Source organism: Actinomadura geliboluensis, from assembly GCF_043197915.1.
In the GTDB taxonomy this organism is placed as follows: Bacteria; Actinomycetota; Actinomycetes; order Streptosporangiales; family Streptosporangiaceae; genus Spirillospora; species Spirillospora geliboluensis.
In genome coordinates this window covers 890322-909028 of sequence record NZ_JBICUA010000002.1, presented here as the reverse complement: position 1 = coordinate 909028, position 18707 = coordinate 890322, and the positions used below count along the sequence as shown (strand labels likewise).

The following is an 18707-nucleotide window of genomic DNA, read 5'->3' as shown; positions in this document are numbered from 1 at the left end:
GGTCGCTGGCACGCGCCGCTCGGGCGCGCTGCGCCAACATCATCAGTGATCAAATGACTTGGTGTCTAGATCTTTTAGCGAACCGGCTTCAGGTTTCCGGCAGGCCGGTGTCCGGGAGAGCGGCGGGGTTGCGGGCGAGGAGCCCGCCGTCCACGCGGTGCTCGGCGCCGGTCACGAACGACGAGCGCGGCCCGGCGAGGAAGGCCACGACCTCGGCGACCTCCGCCGCCGCCGCGACCCGGCCGAGCGGATGCGCCCGCCCCCACTCGGCGACCTGCGCGTCCTGGCTCGTCCCGCCGCGGAACAGGTCGGCGGCCCAGCGCAGCATCGGCGTGTCGACCGACCCCGGGCACACCGCGTTCGCGCGGATCCCGTCGGCGGCGTGGTCCAGCGCCATCGCCCTGGTCAGGGCGTTGATCGCGGCCTTGCTCGCGCTGTAGGCGGCGACCCGGTCCTGGGAGACGAACGCCTGCACCGACGACATCGTGACGATCGTCCCGCCGCCCCGGCGGCGCAGCTCCGGCACGGCGGCCCGGCACGCGAGGAACACGCCCTTGACGTTCACGTCGAGGACCTCGTCCCACAGCTCCTCGGTGGTCTCCTCGACCGTCCCGTACCGCTGGACGCCCGCGCACGTCACGACCACGTCCAGGCCGCCGTGCCGGGACACCGCCGACGCGACCAGCGCGTCCATCCGCGCGGCGTCGGTGACGTCGGCCTCCACGCCAGTGACCTCCAGGCCGTCGGCGCGCAGCTCCTCCTCGGCCCGCCGGACGGCGTCCTCGCCGACGCCGCAGAACACCACGGCGGCGCCGTCGCGCGCGAGCCGCTCCACCACCGCCCGGCCGATCCCGAGCGACCCGCCGGTCACCACGGCGACCTTGCCCTCGAACTCCCTCACGTGCCCTCTCCCTCGATCACCGCCGCGCGCAGCCACAGGCTCCGCCGCGCGTGCGGTTCCAGCGCGAGCGCGGTGCCGTTCGCGACCGCCGCGGCCAGCCCGTCCGTCGGGTGGCCCGCGAACGGCTCCAGGCCCATCACGTACGCGCGGCCCCACCACGGATGCCCGGTCGTCGCCCCCAGCTCCTGCCACAGCCACAGGTGCGGCAGGACGGCCGCGTCCCAGCGCACCCGCAGGCCGAGGCCGCCGTCCGGATCGACGACCTCGTAGCGGCCCTCGTCCAGGCCGGTGAGGTAAACGATCTCACTCGGTTCGCCGCGGCCCGGGACGACGTCCAGGTCCACGGTCCCGCCGCCGGCGGCCGGGACGCGCGGCCAGTCGTGCGGGCCGCCCGCGCGGACCCGCCGCCCGCCCGGCGCGATCGCCGTCTCGTGCGGGACGACCCGCGCGCCGCCCGGCAGCCTGATCCGGTGCCCGGGGCGCAGGAACGGCGCGCCGAACACGATGTGGTGGCCCCACATCGCGTGCAGCGCCGCCCCCGACTCGTTGACCAGCTCCTCCTCGATCGCGAGTTCGGGCTCGCCGGAGCGGAGCCGGAGCGTCTTGGTCACCCGCAGCGGCATCCGCCGGGCCCGGACGGTGAGGCGCACGGCGACCTCGCCGGCGTCGTCGGCCACGATGTCGGCGTCCCACGGCAGCCCGGCCACCTCGCCGTGCTGCGCGAACGCCGCGCCCCGGTAGGTGCTCGGCGCGCCGCCGTTCGGCAGGACCTCCTGCCAGCCGCCCTCGTAGCCGTCGAGGAACGCGGCGGTGTCGTCGGCCGCTCCCCCGGCGAGGTCGCGCGGGTCGCGCAGGCCGTCCGGCGACAGCCAGACGAAGTCCATGTCGCGCGGCTTGTAGCAGAACTCGGCGATGTCGCCGCCCTTGCCCGCGAGGACGGTCACCCGCAGCAGCTCGTTCTCCAGCACCAGGGCGTCCAGCCCGGCCCGGGTGATCTCGTGGACGCGGGCGCCCCAGTTGCGGGACGGCCGGTGCCGCCGGCGCCCCATCAGCTCCAGTTCTCCGCGCCGCGGAACGGGTAGTGCTCGCCGGGCGCGTACCGGGGCCGCGGCTGGTACTCGTTCACGCCCGGCTCGCCGCGCAGCAGCAGCGCGGACGGGAACGGCAGCGGCTCCTCGGTGATCCGCGTCGAGGTCGGGATGTAGCGGATGGTGAGGCCGCAGCGGCGGTGCGGCGACTCGTTGGCGTCGCTGCCGTGCATGATGTTCGGATGGTGGACCTCGACGTCGCCCGGTTCGAGGACGAGGTCGACGGCCTGCGACTCGTCCACGCCGACCGCGCTCTCCACGCCGAAGACCGCCCCGGCGTCGTCGCGCTCGCGGACGTCGTGCAGGTCCTCCTTGTGGCTGCCGGGGATGACGCGCAGGCAGCCGTTCTCGGGCGTGGAGCGGTCGATGGCGAGCCAGAGCGTGACGACGCGCATCGGGTCGAGCGGCCAGAACGCGCCGTCCTGGTGCCAGAGCACGGCCTTGCCCGTGTAGGGCGGCTTGGAGATGTAGGCGGACGCGAACAGGGCGATGTCCGGCCCGACGAAGCGCTCGGCGACGTCGAGCAGGCGGTCGTCGGAGACCAGCCGCACCCAGAACGGGTCCTTGGCGACCAGCTCGGTGGACAGGTCCTCGCCGGTGCGGTCGGGGTGGCGCTCCTGCAGCCAGCGGACGTGCCCGTCCGCCTCGGCGATCAGCTCGGGGTCGAGAACGTTCTTGAAGATCGCGTAACCGTCGGCGTCGTAGCCTCGCATCGGGTCGTTGCCCATGGACGTCCCTTCTCTGGTGGAGCGACACCCGAAGTCTTAGTCATCAGATCACTTGTTGTCTAGATGTATTGTCGCCCTATCGCGGACGCCCCCGGAGAGCGGACGCCCCCAGAGAGGACGCCATGAGCGCGCTGGACACCCTGGCCGGCGGCGGCCGGCCCGCCCGGGTCGCCCTGATCGGCGAGTGCATGATCGAACTGAGCCCGGTCGCCCCCGAGCTGATGGCCGTCGGCTACGCCGGCGACGTCTTCAACACGGCCGCCTACCTGGCGAGGTGCGCGGCCCCGGAGACGGCCGACGTCCAGTTCGTCACCCTCATCGGCGACGACCCCTACAGCGCCCGGATGCGGGAGGCGTGGGCCGAGCACGGCGTCGGCTCCGCCCACAGCCGCGCCGTCCCCGGCGGGCGGGCCGGGCTCTACCTCATCCGCACCGACGAGCACGGCGAGCGGACGTTCACCTACTACCGCTCCCAGTCGGCGGCCCGCGGGCTGTTCGGCCCCGGCCAGCCGGCCGAGACCGACGAGGCCGTCGCCGCGCACGACCTCGTCTACCTCTCCGGCATCACCCTGTCGATCATCGGCCCGGCGGCCCGCGACCGGCTCCTGGACGTCCTCGACGAGACCCGGCGGCGCGGCGGCCTGGTCGCCTTCGACGGCAACTACCGCCCGGCGGGCTGGCCGTCCCGGGACGCCGCCGAGGCCGCGATGGCGGCCGTCCTCGCCCGTACCGACATCGCGCTGCCGACGCTCACCGACGACCGGGCCGTGTTCGGGGACGCCACCGCCGCCGACGCCGTCGCCCGGCTCCGCGCCGCCGGGGTGTCCGAGATCGCCGTCAAGCTCGGCGAGCGCGGCTGCGCGATCGCCGGCGCCGAGGGCGCGGAGGAGGCCGTCCCCGCCGTCCCGGGGGTGGAGGTGGTCGACACCACCTCCGCGGGCGACGCCTTCAACGGCGGCTACCTCGCCGCCCGGCTCGCCGGACGGGGGCGGCGCGCCGCCGCGGAGGCCGCGAGCGTCCTCGCCGCCCGCGTGATCGGCCACCGCGGCGCCCTGCTGCCGCCCGTCCCGCGCGGGGCCGGGAACCGGGCCGAAAACCGCCCCGGAGACGCCTCCGCACCCGCGAGGACCTGATCACGGCGTGACGCATGCCTCCCCCGGCCCGGGTTTGGAACGCGTCCGTTCAGGTCGGCCCGGCGTTCGTAAGAAAGCCACGCGCGCCGAAGTCTCCCAGTGGGCCCCGCAGGCGGTAGTTTCGAAGCAGCGGGACCATCCTGCGAGGGAGTGACGTGACCGAGGAAACCGCTGCAATGCCGGCCAGTACGAAGTTGTCCGTCCGCGATGTGGTGACGGTGAAGCTGCCGGCCGCGAGCGCCTACCTGTCCGTGCTGCGGACGGCGACCGCGGGGCTCGCGGCCAGGCTCGACTTCACGCTGGACGAAATAGAGGACCTGCGCATCGCCGTCGACGAGGCGTGCGCGATGCTGCTCGCCCAGGCCCTACCCGGGACCGACCTGACCTGCGAGTTCGAGTTGACCGGGGACGCCATGCGCATCTCCGTGTCGGTGCTCACGGTGGACGGCGAGGAACCGAGCCGCGACACCTTCGCCTGGACGGTGCTGTCGTCCCTGGCGGGCGAGGTCGACGCGGCGGTGGGCTCCGACGACCGGGTCACCGTGACGCTGCAGAAGCGGCGCGGTGCGGCGGGGGCCCCGTGACGGAGAAGACGGAGGAGACGACGACGGTCACCGCCGCGAGCAGCGAGCGGTCGGAGTCCGCGGTGCCCGACCGGGCACGGGCCCGCGCGCTGTTCGAACGCCTCGCCGAGCTTCCGGAGGGCGACCCGGAGCGCCAGCGCATCCGCGACCAGCTCGTGGAGCTGCACCTGCCGCTGGTGGAGTACCTCGCCCGCCGCTTCCGCAACCGCGGCGAGTGGCTGGACGACCTGATCCAGGTCGCCACCATCGGCCTGATCAAGTCGATCGACCGGTTCGACCTGGAGCGCGGCGTGGAGTTCTCCACCTACGCCACGCCCACGATCGTCGGCGAGATCAAGCGCCATTTCCGCGACAAGGGCTGGGCGGTGCGCGTGCCGCGCCGGCTGCAGGAGCTGAAGCTGTCGCTGACCAAGGCGATCAGCGACCTCGCGCAGCGCGAGGGCCGCGCGCCCACGGTCAGCGAGCTGGCCGCGCATCTGCAGATGAGCGAGGAGGAGGTGCTGGAGGGCCTGGAGTCGGCGAACGCCTACTCCACCGTGTCCCTCGACGCCCCCGACTCCGGCGACGAGGACGCCCCCGCGGTCGCCGACTCGCTCGGCATGGTCGACGAGTCGCTGGAGGGCGTGGAGTACCGCGAGTCCCTCAAGCCGCTGCTGGAGAAGCTGCCCGCGCGCGAGAAGAAGATCCTGCTGCTGCGCTTCTTCGGCAACATGACGCAGTCGCAGATCGCCGCCGAGCTCGGCATCTCCCAGATGCACGTGTCCCGGCTGCTCGCCCGCACCCTCGCGCAGCTCCGCGAGGGCCTGACCGCCGACGAGTGACGCTGGTGCCGCTCATGTGAAAGGCCCCGGGACGCGCCGTCCCGGGGCCTTTCACATGAGCGGTCAGTTCTTGGTGGGCTGCTCCTTGAGCCGGTCCATGAGGCGCTGGCTCAGGGAGCGCGGCTCCGCCACCGCTCCCGCGGTGGCGGCCGGTTCCGGCCCCGTCGCCGCGGCCTCCCGCGGCTCGGCGCCGCCCTCGTCCTCGTCCTCGTCGTGGTCCTCGATCAGCCAGGCGGTGCTCGGCGGGCTGAGGACGGTGACCAGCGCCGCGACCGCGACCGCGCCCAGCGGGACCGCGAGGGCGGGCTGGTCGCTCTGCCACAGCGACCAGGCGATCGGCAGCGCGAACAGCTGGGTGAGGACCGAGGGGGCGCGGCTCCACTGGTCGGCGCGCAGCAGGCCCCGCGCGCACGCGAGCATGCCCAGCCCGCCCGCGAGGGCGAGGACGGTCACCCCGATCGCGCTGGCGGGGTCGACGGCCGCGCCCGCCGCGGTCTCCACGCCGGTGAAGACGCCGAACCCGACGGCGGCCAGACCCTCGGCGCCCATCAGGGCGGCTGCGGCCTGCACGGTGAAGGGGCGCTCGCTCACACCTGAACCCTACTCGTCCGTCCGGCGTGCGCGTCCCATACCCTGACCGCGTGCGCGCCATGCTCATCGCCAACCCCAAGGCGACCTCCACCTCCCGGCGGGCCCGCGACATCCTCATGCGGGCCTTCACCGGCGACATCGACCTCGTGCTCGCCGAGACGGGGCACCGCGGCCACGCGACCGAGCTGGCCCGGCAGGCCGCCGTGGACGGCTACGACGTCGTGATCGCGCTCGGCGGCGACGGGACGGTGAACGAGGCGGTCAACGGCCTGCTCGCCGACGGCCCGTCCCCCGATCTCCCGGCGCTGGCGGTGCTGCCGTCCGGGAGCGCGAACGTCTTCGCCCGCGCGCTCGGCCTGCCGGACGACCCGGTCGGCGCGACGAGGGCGGTGCTGGAGGCGCTGCGCGCCGGCCGGTACCGCACGGTCGGGCTCGCCACGGCGGCCCCGGAGGACGGCCCGGAGCGGTACTTCACGTTCTGCGCGGGCGTCGGGCTCGACGCCGAGGTGATCCGCGAGGTGGAGGCGCGCCGCGCGGCGGGCGTCCGCGCCCTGCCGTCGCTGTACGCGCGGACCGCCCTCCGGCATTTCTTCTCCGGCACGGATCGGCGGCGCCCCGCGCTCACATTGGAGCAGCCGGGACGGCCGCCGAAAACGGGGCTGTTCCTCACCTTCATCTGCAATACGTCGCCATGGACTTTCCTCGGCCGGCTGCCGGTGAATCCGACTCCGCGGGCGAACTTCGGGCGCGGACTGGACCTGTTCGGGATGCGTTCGCTGGAACTCGGCCCGACGGCGGCGGCGCTGGCCCAGATGATGACCGCGCGGATGCGCCCGGTGCAGGGCAGGCACGTCCTGAACGTGCACGACGCGGCCGAGCTCACGGTGCGCGCGGACCGCCCGGCGGCCTTCCAGCTGGACGGCGAGTACCTCGGCGAACTGCGGAGCGTCACCTTCCGCTCGGTTCCGAAGGCGATACGCGTCGTCATTTGAGCGCGCGGGGCCGGGCACGGCGCGGATCCGTTCGGTGACGCGCGTCATTTGCGGCGCATGCGCGGCCAGGTGAGAGCCAAGTAACACGTTCGTCCCACGGGTGTGACACATGCGACACCCATACTTTGAGAATCCTTTCTCAAAGGTCTTGCGTCGTCCGGCGCCGCCCTGACACGCTCAAAGTGCGCCCGCAGGACAGGGACCCCGACGACGCCGGTCCCCCGCTCGCGGCGCCGCCGAACATTCACCCCTGGACCTGGCCGTGGTCTCCCGGGCGTTCGCGACATGTGAAACCGTTCACAAAAGTGGAGTTCCTCCACCACCTGACGAAGGAGTGGACCGCATGGACTGGCGCCACCGAGCAGCCTGCCGTGACGTGGACCCCGAGCTGTTCTTCCCGATCGGCAACACCGGGCCCGCGATCCTGCAGATCGAAGAGGCCAAGCAGGTGTGCCGGCGTTGCGACGTGAGCGACGCGTGCCTGCGCTGGGCGCTGGAGTCCGGCCAGGACTCCGGCGTATGGGGCGGCATGGGCGAGGACGAGCGCCGCGCCCTCAAGCGCCGCGCCTCCCGCGCCCGCGCCCGCGCGAACATCGGCCTCTAGCCCCGCCGCTCCGCCCCTCCCCGTTCCCCGGCGACGCGGCGCCACCGCCTCGAAGCTCCCGGCAAGAGAGCACGTGGCGCCGCCCCGGCCGGAACCTCCGGGTGCCGTAAACCTCCCGTGTCAGAACCTCCGGTGGACGTGGTCCAGCGGTACGTCCACCACCACCTCGGTGCCCCCGCCCGCGCGGGGGCGGAAGTCCAGCCGGCCGCCCAGCTCGCCCACGATCAGCGTGCGGACGATCTGCAGGCCCAGGCTGGTGGTGCTCTCCACGTCGAAGTCCGCGGGCAGCCCGACGCCGTCGTCCGCGACGACCGTCACCAGCCGCCGCCCGGACCCCTCCGCCGCCGGCTCCTCCCCGTTCGGGGCGCGCTCGTGCGGGGCGCGCGGCTCGTGCGCGCCGGGCACCGGCCACTCCCCCCAGACCTCCACCCCGCCCGGCTCGCGGCGCTGCTCGCCCTCGCCGTGGCGGCGCGCGACGACCTCCAGCGTCCCGAACCGGTTGGCGAGGCCGTGCTCCAGGGCGTTCTGCAGCAGCTCGGTCAGCGCCATCGCCAGCGGCGTCGCGATCTCGGCGGGCAGCACGCCGAAGCTGCCGGACCGCTTCGGGGTCACCTTCGTCTCCGGCGTCGACACCTCCCCCGCCATCGTGATCACGCGGTCCGCGATGTCGTCGAAGTCGATCAGCTCGTCCGGGGTGTGCGACAGGGTCTCGTGCACGATGGCTATGGACCCGACCCGCCGGACCGCCTCGTCCAGCGCCGCCCGCCCCTCCGGGATCCGCAGCCGCCGCGCCTGGAGCCGCAGCAGCGCCGCGACCGTCTGCAGGTTGTTCTTCACCCGGTGGTGGATCTCCCGGATGGTGGCGTCCTTGGTCATCAGCTCCCGGTCCCGCCACCGCAGCTCGGTGACGTCCCGGCACAGCACGATCGCCCCGATCCGGGTGCCGCCGACGACCAGCGGGATCGTCCGCAACTGCATGATCGACCCGCGTGACTCGACCTCGACCTCGCGCGGCGCCCGCCCGGACAGCACCACGCTCAGCGCCTCCTCCATCGGCTCGCCGGTGTCGCACAGGTCCGCGGTGATCTGGCCGAGCGCCTCGCCGACCAGGTCGGCCGGGAAGCCGAGCCGCCGGTACGCCGACTGCGCGTTCGGGCTGGCGTAGGTGACCTTGCCCGACCGGTCCAGCCGCATCAGCCCGTCGCCGACGCGCGGCGAGCGGACCATGTTCGGCTCCTCGCCCGGCACCGGGAACCGGCCCTCGGCGATCATCGTCGCGAGGTCGCTGGCGCTCTGCAGGTAGGTCAGCTCCAGCCGGGACGGGGTGCGCGCCGAGCTGAGGTTCGTGCTCCGCTGGATCACCCCGAGGATCTTGGCGCCGCGCCGCACCGGGATCGACTCCTCCCGGACGGGGATGCCGCTGCCCCACTCGGGGTCGCCCTCCCGGACGATCCGGCGCTCCCGCCACGCCACGTCGATCAGCCCGCGCCGCCCCGTCCGGACGACCTTGCCGACGAGGTCCTCGGGGTAGGCGGTGGGGCCCGTCGTCGGGCGCATCTGCGCGATCGCCACCCAGCCGGGGACGGCGGCGCCGGTGTCCATCCGGCCGCGCCGGCCGCGGCCCCCGCGCGAGCCGGCCTCCGCGGGCAGCGCGTCCGCCGACCGCAGCGGCACCCACAGCAGCAGGTCCGCGAACGACAGGTCGGCGAGCAGCTGCCAGTCCGACACGAGCGCGTGCAGCCATTCCAGGTCGGTCTCGGTGAGATCGGTGTGATCACGGACCAGATCGGTCAAGGTAGGCACCCGACCATCATCGCCCATCGTTCTTGGTGCCCGGGCGGTTGCCCCGGCCCCCGCGCGACCTGGCAGGATTCCCCGCATGACCGCGGTACGAGACCCCCTGGCCAGGCTCCGGGACGCCGCCGCTCGCCGCGCCGAGGCGGGGCTGCGCCGGACGCTGCGCCCCCGCCCGGACGGGCCGGCCGGCGGGCCCGTCGACCTCGCGTCCAACGACTACCTCGGGCTCGCCGGCGACCCCCGGCTGGTCGAGGGCGCCTGCGCCGCGGCCCGCGCGTGGGGCACCGGCGCCACCGGGTCCCGGCTGGTCACCGGGACGACCGCGCTGCACGCCGAGCTGGACCGGCGGCTCGCCGCGTTCACCGGCAGCGCCGCCGGCCTCGTGTTCTCCTCCGGATTCCTCGCCAACCTCGGCGCCGTCACCGCCCTCGCCGGGCCCGGCACGCTCGTCGTGTCCGACCAGGCCAACCACGCCTCGATCGTGGACGCGTGCCGGCTGTCGCGGGCCCGCGTTGCGATCGTCCCGCACCGCGACGCCGCCGCCGTCGAGCGGGCCCTCGCCGACCGCGAGGAGGACGACGCGCTCGTGGTCACCGACGCGGTGTTCTCCGTGGACGGCGACCTCGCGCCGCTCGGCGCGCTGCACGCCGCCGCCCGCGCGCACGGCGCGCTGCTGGTGGTCGACGAGGCGCACGCGCTCGGCGTCGTCGGCGTCGGCGGCCGGGGCGCCGCGCACGCCGCCGGCCTCGCGGGCGAGCCCGACGTCGTCCTCACCCTCACGCTGTCGAAGTCGCTCGCGGCCCAGGGCGGCGCCGTCCTCGGCGCGCCCGAGGTGATCGAGACGCTGGTCGACACGGGCAGGTCGTTCATCTTCGACACCGGCCTGAACCCGCCCGCCGCCGGCGCCGCCCTCGCCGCCCTCGACGTGCTGGAATCCGACCCCGGCCTGCCCGCCCGCGCCCGTGACCGGGCCCGGCGGATCGCAAACCTCGCGGCCGGTTCCGGCCTGGAGACCGCCGCCCCGGCCGCCGCCGTCGTCCCGGTCTTCCTCGGCGAGCCGCGCACCGCGCTCCGGGCCGCCGAGATCTGCGCTGAGCATGGGCTCCGCGCCGGCTGCTTCCGCCCGCCGTCGGTCCCGAAGGGCCGCGCGTGCCTGCGCCTGACCGCCCGCGCCACCCTGGACGAGTCGGACCTCACACGCCTCGGCGAGGCCCTGGCGGAGGTCGCGTCTTCTACCGGTCGTAGTCTTCACGCATAACATCGGGGATAACCCATGATGAACGTGAGGAGATGCCGTGACGGAGGTCAGGGGCGGGCCCCGGCACGGGGGCGGGTTCGAGCACGGCTTCGACCGTGCCTCGCTCGCCGGCATCGGCCAGCGGCACCCGAACCAGGCGCCGCGGATCCCCAAGTACTACAAGCTCAAAGAGCTGCTGGTCGAGCTGATCCAGTCGCTCCCGGCCGGTAGCCCGCTGCCGCCCGAGCGCACCCTCGCCGAGAAGTACGAGACGTCCCGCACCACCGTCCGGCAGGCCCTCGCCGAACTCGTCGTCGAGGGCCGCCTCCAGCGCATCCAGGGCAAAGGCACCTTCGTCGCCAAGCCGAAAGTCGCGCAGGAGCTCCAGCTCGTCAGCTACACCGAGGACATGCGGCACCACGGGCTGCGCCCCGAGACCCGCATCCTGGAGGCCGGGTACGTCAGCGCCGACGAGAGCCTGGCGTCCCTGCTGTGCATCCGCCCCGGCGGCCGCGTCCTGCGCATCCACCGCCTCCGCCTGGCCGACGGCGAGCCGATGTCGATCGACACCTCGCACCTGCCGGCCCGCCGCTTCCCCGGCCTGCGCCGCGAGCTGTCGCGCCACCACTCCCTGTACGAGACGCTCGCCACCGCCTACGACGTCCACCTGACGGAGGCGGAGGAGACGATCGAGACCGTCCTCGCCACCCCCCACGACGCCCAGCTCCTCGGCGTCGACGTCGGCCTCCCCATGCTCCTGCTCTCCCGGCACGCCTTCGACACGACGGGCCAGCCGGTCGAATGGGCCCAGTCCCTCTACCGGGGCGACCGCTACAAGTTCATCACCCGCCTCAGCCGCTGACCCCGCCCCCTCCCTCCGTACACCCCGGCCCGCTCGAGATCTTCGACCACGAGTTCGAATGAGTTGGCTACGCTGGGTGCATCCCTTCTCTACGATGACCGGGAGCAGATCGTGAAGGAGGAGTCACGAAGCGTGAAGACCTTGTCAAACGAGGAAGTGTCGAGGCTGCCCGACACGCCCTACAACCTGTGGGTGCGCGGCGAACTCGATGACCACGTCGACGCCCCCGAAGGATCCCGGATCGAGATCATCGGAGGAAAGGTCGTCGTGTCCCCGCCCCCAGGTCTTTCCCATGGCGGCCCCATCCGGTTCATCACACGGGCCTTCGAGCGCGCAGGAGACGCCGACCCCGAGTTCCCGTGGGCGGTGCAGCAGGTCGCCGGGGTGAGGCTCGTGGGGCTGGGCGACGGGTACATCCCCGACCTCGTGGTCACGACCGAGGAGATCCTCCTTGCGAGCGAGAAGGCACGGCTGCCCGAACTCGCGTCCGACGAGATCGAGATGGTGGTGGAGGTCACCTCCCGGTGGGGGGCCGACGGCGACCGGCCGCCGCGGCAGACGCCGCCCCGCGACAAGAACAAATGGACCGGCTATGCACAGGCGGAGGTCCCCTACTACCTCCTCATCGACCGTGCTCCCAAGATCGCCAGATCGACGCTGTACTGCATCCCCGACCGGGCCACGGGCGCCTACCTCCATCAGGAGTCCTGGGAGTTCGGCGAGACGATCCACCTGCCCGACCCGTTCGACCTCGAGATCGACACCACCCACTGGGTGACGTGGGAGAGCTGATCACGGCACCCCGTCGAGGGCGGGCCCGTGCTCCGGGCCGGTCAGCGCGCGCGACCGGCCGGGTCGCGCGTCCACGGCGTCGTCAGAGGGTCTGGCTGAGGGCCTTGATGGGCATCTGGAGGTCGGTGAGCAGGTCCAGGTCCTTCTGGGCGGGGCGGCCGAGGGTGGTCAGGTAGTTGCCGACGATGATGGCGTTGATGCCGCCGAGCATGCCCTCGCGGGTGCCGAGGTCGCCGAGGGTGAGTTCGCGGCCGCCGGCGTAGCGGAGGATGGTGCGGGGCAGGGCCAGCCGGAACGCCGCGATGGTCTTCAGGGCCTCGGTGCCCTCGACCAGCGGGAGGTCGGCGAACGGGGTGCCGGGGCGGGGCGCCAGGAAGTTCAGCGGGACCTCGTCGGGTTCGAGCTCGGCGAGCTGGGCGGCGAACTCGGCGCGCTGCTCGACGGTCTCGCCCATGCCGACGATGCCGCCGCAGCACACCTCCATGCCCGCGGCCTTCACCATGCGGAGGGTGTCCCAGCGCTCCTCCCACGAGTGGGTGGTGACCACGTTCGGGAAGTGGGAGCGGGCCGTCTCCAGGTTGTGGTTGTAGCGGTGGACGCCCATCGCGGCCAGCTCGTCCACCTGCTCCTGGGTGAGCATGCCGAGCGAGCACGCGATGTTGATCTCGACGGCGTCGTTGATGGCCTTGACGCCCTCGCGGACCTGCGACATCAGCCGCTCGTCCGGGCCGCGGACGGCGGCGACGATGCAGAACTCGGTGGCGCCGGTCTGCGCGGTCTCCTTCGCCGCCGCCACCAGTTCGGGGATGTCCAGCCACACCGACCGGACCGGCGACTCGAACTTGCCGGACTGGGAGCAGAAGTGGCAGTCCTCGGGGCAGCCGCCGGTCTTCAGCGACACGATGCCCTCGACCTCGACCTCCGGGCCGCACCAGCGCATCCGCACCTCGTGCGCGAGCGCGAGCAGGTCCTCCAGCCGGTCGTCGGGCAGGGCGAGGACGTCCAGGACCTGCTGTTCGGTCAGGCCCCGGCCCTCCTCCAGGACCTGGCGGCGGGCGGTGTCGAGGATGTCCGTCACGTGCTCTCCTTGTCGAGGCCGAAGCTGTCGCGGAAGGCGGCGGCGTCGAAGCCGCCGCCGAACGAGGGGGCGAGGCCGCGGTGCGCGGCCACCAGGAACTCCGCCGGGTCCAGGGCGCCCGCGCCGGCGGGCAGCGCGCCGGACAGCGGGCGGGCGGCGATGGTCTCCAGGTCGCGGATGTTGCTGCGCATCGCGAGGTCCGGGTCGTCCGGCCAGGCGCCGATCACGATGCCGGCGAGCTGCACCCCGCGGTGCGCCATCGCCTCCAGCGTGAGCGCCGTGTGGTTGAGCGTGCCGAGGTCGGGGCGGGCCACGACGACGACGGCGGCGCCGAGCCAGCGCGCCAGGTCGGCGATCGTGGCGCCCTCCTCGTCGTAGCGGACGAGGAGCCCGCCCGCGCCCTCCACGAGCACCAGCCGGCGGGTGGCGGCGAGTTCCCCGACGCGTTCGGCGGCCTCCGCCAGCCGGACCGGCGGCAGCCCGGCGGTGCGGGCCGCGGCGGCCGGGGACAGCGGGTCGGGGAAGCGCGCGAACTCGTGCACGTCGTCGAGGGCGGCGAGCCGGCGCACGTCGTCGAGGTCGCCGGGGCCGGCGCCGTCCACCCCGGTCTGGCCGGGCTTGACGACGGCGACCGACGCGCCGCGGGCGGCGGCGACCGCGGCCAGCGCCGCGGTGACGACCGTCTTGCCCACGCCGGTACAGGTCCCGGTCACAACGAGCACACTCACAAGGCGGCACACTAGCGCGGGCCCGCATCGGGGACGCCCGCCGGATCCCACAGTCTTCGGCGGCCGTTTTTGTAACGGGCGGAACGGCGGGCGGCGCGGGCGCGTCAAAGCTCCATGGCCGGTCCGTACACACGTTCCCGCTGGGTGCCGGCTCTCGCCTGCGCGGCGCTGACCGCCTGCGCGGCGGCCGCCTGCGGCGAAGGGTCCGGCAGCGCCGGGCCCCCGGCGCCCACCACGTCCGCGACCTCGTCCCCCGCCAAGGACACCCCCGCCGGTGAGCATCTCGTGCTCCGCCGGCGCCAGACCGGAGGCATCGCCGGCATCGGCGGCCCCGGAAGCGTTCCCGACTTCTCGCTCTACTCGACCGGACGCGCGGTCGCCCTCGCCGGGAGCGAGCTGACCGAGTACCGCCTGAAACCGGACGCGCTGCGCCACCTCCTCGACGAGGCGCGCGCGGCGGGTCTCGACCGCTCGCACACGGTCGGCTCCGACCGGATCGCCGACGCGATGGTCACGGTCGTGACCATGGGCGGCGCGACGACCCGCGTCATCCAGCCGGAGTCGCAGGCGGGCCCGGAGGCCCGGTTCCTGAAGCGGCTCGACCCGGCCGGGTGGCCCGCGTCCGACCAGGCCGCGAAGCCTGCGCCGTACCGGCCCGCGAAGACGGCCGTCCTCGCGGGCGAGGCGGCCGGGACCGGCACCGTCCGGACGTGGCCGCTGGAGCCGCTCGGCGACGGGGTGCCGGTGGCCGGGGCCGTCTGCACGCTCGCGCCGTCCGCGAAGGTCCCGGACGCGAAGCCCGGCACGGCGTGGCGCAGCGAGGGCAAGACCTACTCGGTCCGCCTGCGGCCCCTGCTGCCCGGCGAGTCGTCCTGCCGCGACGTGGCTTAGCGTCCGTCCAGTTCGGCGGCGACCTCGCGCGCGGTCGCCGCCAGTTCGGGGTCGAGCCGGTCGAGGCGCTCGTCGAGGTCGTCGGCGAAGCGGAGGCGTTCGACGTCGGGCGCCGGGACGGCCTCCGGCATCCACGCCGAGTGGATCAGGAACGGCACCGTCGTGCCGCGCGGCGGCGCCAGGACGGCGACGGGGCCGCGCCCGACGCAGGCGGCGTCGAACAGCTCGACGCGGAACCGGTCGTCGTTGTGGACGGCCACGACCAGGTAGCCCTCGTGGCCGCCGGGGTCCGCGCCCGCGTAGCGGCTGCCGCCGTGCCCGCGCGGGACGAAGGACGGCGACGTCGGGTAGTCGTCCAGCGCGAACGTCCACTCCGACAGGGCCTTGAGGTCCTCGCGGTCGTGGCTCACCAGCACGGCCGGGGTCTCCTCGGGCGGGAACAGGGACGGGTCGATCCGGCCCGCGTAGTTGCGCAGGGCGCGCCGGTTGACCGCCTCCGGGTGGAACCCGAGGTAGATGAGGTGGTGCCGGGTCGGGGCGCGCTGCCCCTCGATGCTCCAGTCGATCGCGGACAGCTCCGCCTGCCACCAGCGCTCGGGGTCGCGGGCGCGGGCGCGCTCCAGGACGCGGCCTGTCTCCGGGTCGAACTGCATGACGGTGGTGAGCGCGGGCGCCATGCCGTGGCAGTACATGCCGCGCAGGGCGGGGTCGATCGGGCGGCCGTGGACGTCGACGTCGTCCTCGCGCAGGTACATGCCGATGTCGACGCCTTCGCCGTGCTCCATGACGACCTGGACGCCGTCGGAGTCGTCGTAGCGTGCGTAGAAGTGGTTGACCTCGGGCGCGAGCCGGAACTGCGTGCAGGCCACGGTCGCCCTTCCCGGAGTGAGGTCGTCCTTGCGGATCAGCAGGACGGGCCCGTCGGGGTTGTTGGGCGCGGTCCGGTCGCCGCCGAAGATCTCGTCGACCTCCAGCTTGAACGCGGTGTCGGCCAGCACCAGCCAGTCGCGGGTCTGGGTGATGGTGTGCGTGGCCTGCGGCAGCGCCGCGCCCTCGACCTCCCAGCGCCGGACGCGGGTGCCCGTCCCGTCGTAGCGGATCACCGAGACGGCGCCGGTCAGCACGTCGCGGCTGACGCTCCACAGGCAGCCGCGTTCGGGGTCGACGACGGGGTGGGCGGTGGTGGCGACGAGCGGCAGGACGGCGTGGTCCATCGCGGGCCTCCAGTCGTCGCGGTGGCCGACCTCGGCGACGAACTCCAGCGTGACCGGGTCGACCTCGACCGGCCGCCCGGCGTCCCAGGTGGCGAACAGCCGGTCGCCCCACGGCAGCGGCGCGGTGTTGGCGGCGTTGACGAACCCCCACGGCGAGTCGGTGCCGACCGGGCCGGCGGTGAACAGGTCGGGCCGCCGTCCGCGCAGCCGGACCGACGGCGTGCCGATGACGCGGGCCCGCCACGGGAACCGGCCGTCCGGTCCCGGCCGCAGCGGCATCCGCGCGACGATCCCGTCGCCGAAGAACGCGTGCCGGGGGCGGGTCCGCTGGTCGGAGGTGCTGACGACGTAGTGGCCGCGCACGTCGTCCGGCCAGGTCCCGGCGACGACCTCCAGGTCCAGGCCGGTGACGTCCTGCGTGCCGAGGATGGAGCGGGGAACCGGCATCAGTCCTCCAGTGTTATTGGCTCCCCGCCAATCAACAGGCGGGCGCCCGGTGCCGTCAAGCCCGCCCGGAGGGCCGCCGCGCATCCCGAATACCCTGGTTCGGCGCGGTTCGTCGGCCGCGGTGGCAGTGGGGGAAATGCGCATGCTCATGGAGGACGCCGGACGGGTGGTCGTGCGGCCGGCCCGGCCGGAGGAGTACGGCCTCGTCGGCGAGCTGACCGTCGAGGTCTACGTGCACGGCGGGCTGGTGTCGCCCGAGTCGTCGTACGTGCGGACGCTGCGGGACGCGGGCGACCGGGCGGCCAAGTCGGAACTGCTGGTCGCCGAGGTCGCGGGCGAGATCGCCGGTGCGGTGGCGTACTGCCCGCCCGGCAGCCCGTACGCGGAGCTGGCCGGCCCCCGCGAGGCCGAGTTCCGGATGCTCGCCGTCCGGGAGGCGGCGCGCCGGACGGGAGTGGGGCGCGCCCTGGTGCTGGCCTGCGTCGAGCGGGCGCGCGCGGCCGGGCTCAGCGGCCTGCGGTTGTCGACGCAGCGCAACATGACCGCCGCGCAGCGGATGTACGAGGGGATGGGGTTCGTCCGCACCCCGGACCATGACTGGGCGCCGGTACCGGGCGTCGACCTGCTGACCTACGCGCTGCCGCTCTGAGGCTGCAGCTCGCCGTGCGCGGCGCAGCGGGCCGTCCAGCCGAGCGGGGTCACCTGGACGACCATGCGGCGGCGGCAGTGCGCGCAGTAGCGGGGCGGTTCCATCTCGCGGGCGGCGCGGCAGGCGGCGTGGTCGCCCTCGGCGGCGGGCTCGCCGCAGCGGTCGCAGTACACGGGCCCACCCTATGCCGGGCCGCCGGCGCGCATGCGGGCGACGGTCCCGGTGTCGTAGGTCCCGTCCGCGAACTCGCGGCGGTCGAGCAGCTCGCGCAGGAACGGCAGGTTCGTCGGCGGCCCCTCGATGCGGAAGGCGTCGACGGCCGCCCGGGCGAGGGCGAGCGCGTGGGCGCGGTCGGCGCCGTGCACGGACAGCTTCGCGATCAGCGGGTGGTAGTGCGGGGTGACGGTGTTGCCCTCGGCGTAGCCGGCGTCGATGCGGATGCCGTCGCCGACGGGCTCCTCCCACACCTTGATCTCGCCGGAGCCGGGCAGGAAGCGGTGCGGGTCCTCGGCGTGGACGCGGAACGCGATCGCGTGGCCGCGCGGTTCGGCGGCGGTGAACGAGACCGGCTCGCCGGCGGCGATCCGGAACTGCTGCTCGACGAGGTCGATGCCGGTGACCATCTCGGTCACGATGTGCCCGGACGGCAGGCGGGTGCTCATCTCCAGGAAGTAGAACTCCTGCGCGGCCGGGTCGACGAGGAACTCGATGCTGCCGGCGCCCTGGTAGCCGACCGTCTCCCCCGCGCGGACGGCCGCCGCCAGCATGCGCGCCCGCAGCTCGGGGGTCAGGCCCGGCGACGGGGTCTCCTCGACGATCTTCTGGAAGTGGCGCTGGACGGAGCAGTCGCGCTCGCCGAGCGCGAGCACCGTGCCGTCCGCGAGGCCGAGGATCTGCACCTCGATGTGCAGGGCGCCCGGCACGTACCGCTCCAGCAGGACCTCGCCGTGCCCGAAGACGCTGTCGGCGGCGGCGCGGGCGGTCGCGTACGCGGCGTGCACGGACCGCTCGTCGTGCGCGACGGCCAGGCCGATGCCGCCGTCGCCCGCGGCGGGCTTGAGCATCACGGGGTAGCCGACGCGCGCGGCCTCCTCGGCGGCGGTGCCGGCGTCCGGGACCGGCTCCCACGCGCCGGGCGCGACGGGGACGCCGGCCTCCTTCATCAGGTTCCGGGAGTTGATCTTGTCGCCCATCCGGGCGACCGCGAACGGCGGCGGGCCGACCCAGACCATGCCGCGGCCCGCGACCTGCCGGGCGAACGAGGCGCTCTCGGCGAGGACGCCGTCGCCCGGGTGGACGGCCCCCGCGTTGGTGCGGTGCGCGGCCTCCAGGATCGCGGCGGCGTTGAGGTAGCCGCGGGCGGGGTCGGCGGGGCCGATCAGGACGGCCTCGTCGGCCTCGGCGACGAACGGCAGGTCGGCGTCGGCCTCGGAGTACACGGCGATGGCCTTGAGGCCCATCGCCCGCGCGGTGCGCAGGATCCGGCCGGCGATCTCCCCGCGGTTCGCCACGAGCACGGACTCGAACACTGCGGCCTCCTCCTCGCGCGCGCCCGGACCGGGCGTCCCGT

20 protein-coding genes are annotated in these 18707 nt (G+C 74.1%); 10 read left to right on the top strand and 10 right to left on the bottom strand.

All coding sequences use genetic code 11. The features are described from left to right. Positions 1-88 precede the first annotated feature (88 nt). The 3 genes from ACGFI1_RS09795 to ACGFI1_RS09785 are packed head-to-tail and all read right to left on the bottom strand — an operon-like array spanning position 89 to position 2717. Positions 89-901: an SDR family NAD(P)-dependent oxidoreductase gene (locus tag ACGFI1_RS09795; RefSeq protein WP_392784412.1), complete on the bottom strand. Its 813-nt coding sequence runs from the start codon at positions 899-901 to the stop codon at positions 89-91. After that, a complete protein-coding gene (locus ACGFI1_RS09790; protein ID WP_392784410.1) occupies positions 898-1950 on the bottom strand; it encodes a DUF4432 family protein in 1053 nt (350 codons plus the stop codon). Before ACGFI1_RS09790 ends, ACGFI1_RS09795 begins: the two co-directional genes overlap by 4 nt. Then, positions 1950-2717, bottom strand: coding sequence for a phytanoyl-CoA dioxygenase family protein (locus ACGFI1_RS09785; RefSeq protein WP_392784408.1), 768 nt, complete (start codon positions 2715-2717; stop codon positions 1950-1952). The genes ACGFI1_RS09790 and ACGFI1_RS09785 overlap by 1 nt, the downstream gene beginning before the upstream one ends. Positions 2718-2839: 122 nt before the next feature. Between ACGFI1_RS09785 and ACGFI1_RS09780 the strand changes: the two genes are divergently transcribed. From ACGFI1_RS09780 to ACGFI1_RS09770, 3 genes are all read left to right on the top strand, one after another. Continuing rightward, entirely contained in the window at positions 2840-3850 is a 1011-nt protein-coding gene (locus ACGFI1_RS09780) for a sugar kinase (RefSeq protein ID WP_386867723.1), read from the top strand. Positions 3851-4005: 155 nt separating this feature from the next. Continuing rightward, positions 4006-4434 carry an anti-sigma factor gene (locus ACGFI1_RS09775; protein WP_067794237.1) on the top strand — a complete coding sequence of 143 codons (429 nt, stop codon included), beginning with the start codon at positions 4006-4008 and terminating at the stop codon, positions 4432-4434. A gap of 62 nt (positions 4435-4496) precedes the next feature. Continuing rightward, a complete protein-coding gene (locus ACGFI1_RS09770; RefSeq protein WP_026401215.1) occupies positions 4497-5255 on the top strand; it encodes an RNA polymerase sigma factor SigF in 759 nt (252 codons plus the stop codon). A 63-nt stretch (positions 5256-5318) separates the two neighbouring features. Here ACGFI1_RS09770 and ACGFI1_RS09765 read toward each other — a convergent pair whose 3' ends face one another. Further along, the gene (locus ACGFI1_RS09765) at positions 5319-5846 is read right to left on the bottom strand and encodes a hypothetical protein (RefSeq protein WP_392784406.1); all 528 of its coding nucleotides are present in this window, start codon (positions 5844-5846) and stop codon (positions 5319-5321) included. Between the two features lie 50 nt (positions 5847-5896). Here ACGFI1_RS09765 and ACGFI1_RS09760 point away from each other — a divergent pair, with 50 nt between their 5' ends. Both ACGFI1_RS09760 and ACGFI1_RS09755 read left to right on the top strand, forming a co-directional pair. Next, a complete protein-coding gene (locus ACGFI1_RS09760) occupies positions 5897-6838 on the top strand; it encodes a diacylglycerol/lipid kinase family protein (protein ID WP_392784404.1) in 942 nt (313 codons plus the stop codon). A 343-nt stretch (positions 6839-7181) separates the two neighbouring features. Continuing rightward, the gene (locus ACGFI1_RS09755; RefSeq protein WP_138640679.1) at positions 7182-7442 is read left to right on the top strand and encodes a WhiB family transcriptional regulator; all 261 of its coding nucleotides are present in this window, start codon (positions 7182-7184) and stop codon (positions 7440-7442) included. Positions 7443-7562: 120 nt separating this feature from the next. Here ACGFI1_RS09755 and ACGFI1_RS09750 read toward each other — a convergent pair whose 3' ends face one another. Then, positions 7563-9245: a sensor histidine kinase gene (locus ACGFI1_RS09750; RefSeq protein ID WP_392784402.1), complete on the bottom strand. Its 1683-nt coding sequence runs from the start codon at positions 9243-9245 to the stop codon at positions 7563-7565. A gap of 76 nt (positions 9246-9321) precedes the next feature. Here ACGFI1_RS09750 and ACGFI1_RS09745 point away from each other — a divergent pair, with 76 nt between their 5' ends. From ACGFI1_RS09745 to ACGFI1_RS09735, 3 genes are all read left to right on the top strand, one after another. Further along, complete coding sequence (locus tag ACGFI1_RS09745) at positions 9322-10497, top strand: 8-amino-7-oxononanoate synthase (RefSeq protein WP_392784400.1); 1176 nt, start codon at positions 9322-9324, stop codon at positions 10495-10497. Positions 10498-10609: 112 nt separating this feature from the next. Then, the gene (locus ACGFI1_RS09740) at positions 10610-11338 is read left to right on the top strand and encodes a GntR family transcriptional regulator (RefSeq protein ID WP_089326354.1); all 729 of its coding nucleotides are present in this window, start codon (positions 10610-10612) and stop codon (positions 11336-11338) included. A gap of 132 nt (positions 11339-11470) precedes the next feature. Continuing rightward, entirely contained in the window at positions 11471-12130 is a 660-nt protein-coding gene (locus tag ACGFI1_RS09735) for a Uma2 family endonuclease (RefSeq protein ID WP_386867733.1), read from the top strand. Positions 12131-12212: 82 nt separating this feature from the next. On the opposite strand, the gene bioB is transcribed toward ACGFI1_RS09735, so the two are convergent. Then, complete coding sequence (bioB, locus tag ACGFI1_RS09730) at positions 12213-13208, bottom strand: biotin synthase BioB (protein WP_386867735.1); 996 nt, start codon at positions 13206-13208, stop codon at positions 12213-12215. Further along, positions 13205-13930: a dethiobiotin synthase gene (gene bioD / locus ACGFI1_RS09725; RefSeq protein ID WP_392784569.1), complete on the bottom strand. Its 726-nt coding sequence runs from the start codon at positions 13928-13930 to the stop codon at positions 13205-13207. The genes bioB and bioD overlap by 4 nt, the downstream gene beginning before the upstream one ends. A 150-nt stretch (positions 13931-14080) precedes the next feature. Between bioD and ACGFI1_RS09720 the strand changes: the two genes are divergently transcribed. Continuing rightward, entirely contained in the window at positions 14081-14827 is a 747-nt protein-coding gene (locus ACGFI1_RS09720; RefSeq protein WP_392784398.1) for a hypothetical protein, read from the top strand. On the opposite strand, the gene ACGFI1_RS09715 is transcribed toward ACGFI1_RS09720, so the two are convergent. Continuing rightward, a complete protein-coding gene (locus ACGFI1_RS09715) occupies positions 14824-16488 on the bottom strand; it encodes a carotenoid oxygenase family protein (protein WP_392784396.1) in 1665 nt (554 codons plus the stop codon). The genes ACGFI1_RS09720 and ACGFI1_RS09715 overlap by 4 nt on opposite strands. Positions 16489-16630: 142 nt before the next feature. Here ACGFI1_RS09715 and ACGFI1_RS09710 point away from each other — a divergent pair, with 142 nt between their 5' ends. Then, the gene (locus ACGFI1_RS09710; protein WP_392784394.1) at positions 16631-17137 is read left to right on the top strand and encodes a GNAT family N-acetyltransferase; all 507 of its coding nucleotides are present in this window, start codon (positions 16631-16633) and stop codon (positions 17135-17137) included. Here the strand turns inward: ACGFI1_RS09710 and bsaP are convergent. Next, positions 17119-17310, bottom strand: a complete 192-nt coding sequence (gene bsaP / locus ACGFI1_RS09705; RefSeq protein WP_138639004.1) for a biotin synthase auxiliary protein BsaP — start codon at positions 17308-17310, stop codon at positions 17119-17121. The genes ACGFI1_RS09710 and bsaP overlap by 19 nt on opposite strands. Before the next feature lie 9 nt (positions 17311-17319). Then, positions 17320-18666 carry an acetyl-CoA carboxylase biotin carboxylase subunit gene (locus ACGFI1_RS09700; protein ID WP_386867745.1) on the bottom strand — a complete coding sequence of 449 codons (1347 nt, stop codon included), beginning with the start codon at positions 18664-18666 and terminating at the stop codon, positions 17320-17322. Positions 18667-18707 lie beyond the last annotated feature (41 nt).

Bases quoted from the DNA above. Each gene is read 5' to 3' on its own strand.
- ACGFI1_RS09790 (WP_392784410.1), bottom strand. From the start codon at position 1,950: ATGGGGCGCCGGCGGCACCGGCCGTCCCGCAACTGGGGCGCCCGCGTC.
- ACGFI1_RS09785 (WP_392784408.1), bottom strand. From the start codon at position 2,717: ATGGGCAACGACCCGATGCGAGGCTACGACGCCGACGGTTACGCGATC.
- ACGFI1_RS09780 (WP_386867723.1), top strand. From the start codon at position 2,840: ATGAGCGCGCTGGACACCCTGGCCGGCGGCGGCCGGCCCGCCCGGGTC.
- ACGFI1_RS09755 (WP_138640679.1), top strand. From the start codon at position 7,182: ATGGACTGGCGCCACCGAGCAGCCTGCCGTGACGTGGACCCCGAGCTG.
- ACGFI1_RS09745 (WP_392784400.1), top strand. From the start codon at position 9,322: ATGACCGCGGTACGAGACCCCCTGGCCAGGCTCCGGGACGCCGCCGCT.
- ACGFI1_RS09715 (WP_392784396.1), bottom strand. From the start codon at position 16,488: ATGCCGGTTCCCCGCTCCATCCTCGGCACGCAGGACGTCACCGGCCTG.
- ACGFI1_RS09710 (WP_392784394.1), top strand. From the start codon at position 16,631: ATGCTCATGGAGGACGCCGGACGGGTGGTCGTGCGGCCGGCCCGGCCG.